The sequence below is a fragment of the Clostridium sp. genome (assembly GCF_034179595.1).
Taxonomy (GTDB): Bacteria; Bacillota; Clostridia; order Clostridiales; family Clostridiaceae; genus Clostridium.
The window spans coordinates 1-4,487 of sequence record NZ_JAXFPT010000063.1; the positions used below are offsets into that span (position 1 = coordinate 1).

The following is a 4,487-nucleotide window of genomic DNA, read 5'->3' on the forward strand; positions in this document are numbered from 1 at the left end:
AATTTTAAAATAGTATTTTTTTCTCCATTAACATAACAACCACATACCTTAGTAAAAGTGCAGTGATCTTTTTTAAAACGCTTTTTAAGTTCAAGTATATCTTTCTTTTTAATATTCATATATAAAAACCTCTCAATCTAGTATTTTCTACTTATAGGTATAATTTTTTATTAACATAAATAAGTATATTATTTTTTACAGTTTAATTAAAGATTTTATTGAAGTATATAGTATGAAAAATAATATTTCTAAATAAATTATTTTAATTTATTTATGCTAAATTATAATTTTAGAAGTAAAATTAAAATGGTATTATTTTAAGATGAAAGGAGAAGATAAATATGATAAAACAAGTTGTAAAAGATGTATTATTTTTAGGGCAAAAATCAGAACCTGCAACTAAAAATGATGTAGCAGTTATTGATGATTTAGTCGATACTTTAAGAGCAAATTTAGATGGTTGTGTTGGTATGGCTGCCAATATGATAGGAGTAAAAAAGCGTATATTGGTATTTAGTTTAGGAAATATTATAGTTCCTATGGTAAATCCGGTTATAGTAAAGAAAGAAAATAAATATGAAACAGAAGAGAGTTGTTTATCTTTAAATGGTTTTAGAAAAACTACAAGATATGAAAAGATAGAAGTAGAATATCTTGATAGAAATTTTAAAAAACATAGAGACACATTTAAGGGCTTTACAGCTCAAATCATTCAACACGAGATTGATCATTTTGAAGGTATAATAATATAAAAAATTAACAGATTGTGAATATTTCTTTTTTTGTTTGACAATAATAAGATTGCGTAATATTATAATCGTATAAGATTAATCGCATGCGATTTAAAATGAAAGATTAGAAATGAGAGGTATTTTAAAATGAAGGTATTAGCATTAGAATTTTATAACAATGGATTTATGACAGAAGCTTTTGCTTTTGGAGGATCAGCAGAAAAGGAAAGTATAGATCAATCTAAAAAATATGAATCAAGTTTACAAAATTATTTAATAGATACAGGAAAAGAAGTTATATTAGTAGATACTGGAGTTCCAGTTGAAACACCTGAGGTAGACCCACAACCAGGACAAATGATATACCAAGGGAAAAAAGTTAATAACTTTGTAGATGCATTAAAAAAATTAGGATATGAACCTAAAGATGTAGATAAAGTAATAGTTACACACAAGCATCCAGATCATACAGGAGAACTTAGATTATTTAATCATGCTAAGATATACATATCAGAAATAGAAGCAGATGCAATGAAATTAGATGGTGATAATATAGTTAGAGTTAAGTTTGAAAGTGGTCCATATAAAAACTTTAAGCAAAGTGAAAGAATATCAGAAAACTTAGTTATGTTACCTGCATATGGACATACAAAAGGAAATTCTATAGCAGTGCTTGAATTAGATGGTTTAAATTATATGTTCCATGGTGATGTAACTTATACTGATGAAGCACTTAGAAGAAATGAACTTTCAGTAGTGTTTGAAGATAAAGATTTAGCTAGAGAAACTCTAGAAAATGTTAGAGAATTTGTTAAAGAAAATGACACTGTATATTTATCAACTCATACACCTGAAGCTTTAGTATCTTTAAAAGAAAAGAAAATCATGAAACTTTAATATTATAAAATTAGCTTTAGGTAAGATTAATATTCAGTAAAAGAAAGGTAGATATTAAATTTTATATATAATCAGATGAGTAATGAATTAAAATTAGAAAATCAATTATGCTTTAAAGCATACTCTATTTCAAAAAGCATTATTAGATTGTATGATCCCTTATTAAAGGAGTTAAAATTAACTTATCCTCAATATCTAGTTATGCTAGTTTTATGGGAAGATAATAAGATAGCTTTTAAGGATATAAGTTTTAAATTGAAAATGAAAACTGGAACATTAACTCCGATAATAAATAAGTTAGAAGATAAGGGATATCTAAATAGAGTAAAAGATAGTGCAGATGATAGAAAAGTTTATATTGAAATAACTGAACAAGGAATCAAGCTTAAAGAAAAAGCAAAAAGCATCCCTAAAGACTTAGTTTGTAAGTTACAGTTAGATAAAGAAGAGTACCTAAGGTATTCAAGAGATTTCAATGAGTTAATTGAAAAGTTAGATAACATAGAAAAGTATATTAAGTAAATCATATATCATGTTTTTATGATAAATATGGAATAAATATAGCCACACCTTAGAATGAATTATATTAAAAGTCTTAGGTGTGGTTATTTCTGTAGAAATGTATATTGTTAGTAAATAAAGCTATTATAAAATGTTATAGAATACTAAATAATATAATAATAATATAATTTTATTGTAGAGGTGAATTAATATGGAAAAAAGACAATATGTTTGTCCAAAGTGTGGCAATAATCATTATGAATCAGATCAATTTCAAGCAACAGGAGGAAACTTTGCAAAGATATTTGATGTTCAAAATAAAAAATTTATAACAATAAGTTGTACAAGATGTGGGTATACAGAGCTATACAAGGGAAAAAGTTCAGGTGGTTGGAACATATTAGATTTCTTAATGGGTTAATAAAGATTAAAAGTGTATTTCTTTAGAAATACACTTTTCTTATATTGATTTTAAATTAATGTTAAAAATCAAATGTTCCGAACTTTCCACTTTCAAAATCCTTAAATGCTTGAAGTAATTCTTTTTCTGTATTCATTACAAATGGACCATAAGAAGCTATAGGTTCATTTATTGGTTCACCACTTAAAACTATAAATGATGAATTTTCAGTTACTGACTCAACACTTATTTTACCTTCTACATTATTAAATAATATAAAATCATTTTCTTCAAAAGTTTTGTCATCATTAATTTTTACTTTACCATTTAAGATTAAAATACCTGTATTAAAATTACCTGGCTCTGATAATACTGTTTTTCCAAAATTCTTTAAATAAACAGTATATAAATTTATTTTAGAGAAAGTACTAGCTGGACCTTTTATGCCGTTAACTTCTCCAGATATTATCTTTATTTCTCCATAATCGTTATCTAATTTATAAACACCCATATCGTCCTTTGAAATTGCTTGGTATTTAGGCGGAGTCATTTTATATTTTTTAGGTAAATTAACCCAAAGTTGAATCATATGAAGGATTCCACCGTTTTTTGAGAAGTTTTCTTCATGATATTCTTTATGAAGAACTCCAGATCCAGCAGTCATCCATTGAACATCTCCAGGTCCTAAAATTCCATGATTACCCTTATTATCATGATGTTCAATATTTCCTGAATATACTATAGTAACTGTTTCAAATCCTCTATGAGGATGAATGTCAACTCCACGTCTAAAGTTTGAAGGTTCAAAATAATGAGGCTTATTATAATCTAATAAAATAAATGGTGAAAAACGTACAAGTAAGTCTTTACCCCCTGGGAAATACTGACTCATTTTAAATCCATCTCCGACCATATGAAATCCTGGACCTTTAAAGTATGTTTCTATTGTTCTAAATTTATCCATTAAGAATCATCCTTTCAAATATAATACTCTATTATGCTTGATAATTAGATAATATATTATCAGAGAATATAATTTAAATCTAATTGATAAGATTTATAACTATAAAAGATTCTTCACAATTAAAGTATGATATTTAACTATAGGTAAATAAAGTTTTAAGTTTTATATCTAAACCAATAAATAGAGTATAAATACTAACAATAAATAATAAATTTTATTAAATTTATTATGTTTATTTTTTCTTCCATATAAATTGTAATTTAGTAAGAAGTTTTCCGCTTCCACCTGTAATGTTATGGATTGTAGTTATTTTATCATTATCATTTTCAATTACTTGAGATGAAATATGTAGTGTATCACCATCACTTGTTTCTTTTTTAAATAGTACCTTTATATTAAAAAGTTTATAATTGTTTAAAATAGATCTTGGAAGAGTATCCATTGCCATTTCCATGTATCTTACATTGTTTACATGACCATTAGAATCTATATCGCTAAATCTAATAGGGTAATCCTTTATATAATCTTCTTTTTCAATTTTAGGAATATCATCTAGAGGAGGTACTTTATCTAATTCTTCTTTAAGACCATATATTTTAATTTGTTCAGGTGAAATTTTCATAGGACGTCTTTTTTCGAAATCTATTAATATAGCAGTTGAAATAACTTCTCCTATAATTTTTCCTTCAGAATTTTTAATGGTGTTTTGTCTATAACCATAGAATTTCTTCCAACCTAATGCTGTAGTATCTACAGTTATTACATCTTTATATTTAGGATATTCATGTATAGTTATATCGTAATTTAAAACTACCCAAACACAATTGTTATTTACAAATCCTTCAGTAGTTTCACCTAAATAATCAGATTGAGAAATAACAACATCCCATAAGTAATCTACTAAAGATGAAAATTTACAGTTATGTTCAGAATCAACATCATAAATATTTATTTTATATTCTTTTTCAAAAGTATTACTCATTTTTATATCTCC

At 25.6% G+C, this 4,487-nt stretch carries 7 protein-coding genes; 4 read left to right on the forward strand and 3 right to left on the reverse strand.

The features are described from left to right. Window positions 1-113, reverse strand: a 113-nt coding sequence (locus SPJ33_RS07265) for a DUF4317 family protein (RefSeq protein ID WP_321117310.1), incomplete at its 3' end; no start/stop codon positions are given. Window positions 114-341: 228 nt separating this feature from the next. On the opposite strand from SPJ33_RS07265, the gene SPJ33_RS07270 reads away from it, so the two are divergent. The 4 genes from SPJ33_RS07270 (at window position 342) to SPJ33_RS07285 (ending at window position 2,550) form a co-directional block, all read left to right on the forward strand. Next, entirely contained in the window at window positions 342-752 is a 411-nt protein-coding gene (locus tag SPJ33_RS07270; RefSeq protein ID WP_321117305.1) for a peptide deformylase, read from the forward strand. Between the two features lie 126 nt (window positions 753-878). Further along, window positions 879-1,628, forward strand: a complete 750-nt coding sequence (locus SPJ33_RS07275) for an MBL fold metallo-hydrolase (protein ID WP_321117306.1) — start codon at window positions 879-881, stop codon at window positions 1,626-1,628. A gap of 75 nt (window positions 1,629-1,703) precedes the next feature. After that, the gene (locus tag SPJ33_RS07280) at window positions 1,704-2,150 is read left to right on the forward strand and encodes a MarR family transcriptional regulator (protein WP_321117307.1); all 447 of its coding nucleotides are present in this window, start codon (window positions 1,704-1,706) and stop codon (window positions 2,148-2,150) included. 190 nt (window positions 2,151-2,340) lie between these two features. Further along, entirely contained in the window at window positions 2,341-2,550 is a 210-nt protein-coding gene (locus SPJ33_RS07285; protein WP_321117308.1) for a zinc ribbon domain-containing protein, read from the forward strand. A gap of 61 nt (window positions 2,551-2,611) precedes the next feature. Here the strand turns inward: SPJ33_RS07285 and SPJ33_RS07290 are convergent, their stop codons facing one another. Together SPJ33_RS07290 and SPJ33_RS07295 are read right to left on the reverse strand one after the other, a co-directional pair. Beyond that, window positions 2,612-3,493: a pirin family protein gene (locus SPJ33_RS07290; protein ID WP_321117309.1), complete on the reverse strand. Its 882-nt coding sequence runs from the start codon at window positions 3,491-3,493 to the stop codon at window positions 2,612-2,614. A 232-nt stretch (window positions 3,494-3,725) separates the two neighbouring features. Then, entirely contained in the window at window positions 3,726-4,475 is a 750-nt protein-coding gene (locus tag SPJ33_RS07295; RefSeq protein ID WP_321117311.1) for an acyl-[acyl-carrier-protein] thioesterase, read from the reverse strand. Window positions 4,476-4,487 lie beyond the last annotated feature (12 nt).

Bases quoted from the DNA above. Each gene is read 5' to 3' on its own strand.
- SPJ33_RS07270 (WP_321117305.1), top strand. From the start codon at position 342: ATGATAAAACAAGTTGTAAAAGATGTATTATTTTTAGGGCAAAAATCA.
- SPJ33_RS07275 (WP_321117306.1), top strand. From the start codon at position 879: ATGAAGGTATTAGCATTAGAATTTTATAACAATGGATTTATGACAGAA.
- SPJ33_RS07280 (WP_321117307.1), top strand. From the start codon at position 1,704: ATGAGTAATGAATTAAAATTAGAAAATCAATTATGCTTTAAAGCATAC.
- SPJ33_RS07285 (WP_321117308.1), top strand. From the start codon at position 2,341: ATGGAAAAAAGACAATATGTTTGTCCAAAGTGTGGCAATAATCATTAT.
- SPJ33_RS07290 (WP_321117309.1), bottom strand. From the start codon at position 3,493: ATGGATAAATTTAGAACAATAGAAACATACTTTAAAGGTCCAGGATTT.
- SPJ33_RS07295 (WP_321117311.1), bottom strand. From the start codon at position 4,475: ATGAGTAATACTTTTGAAAAAGAATATAAAATAAATATTTATGATGTT.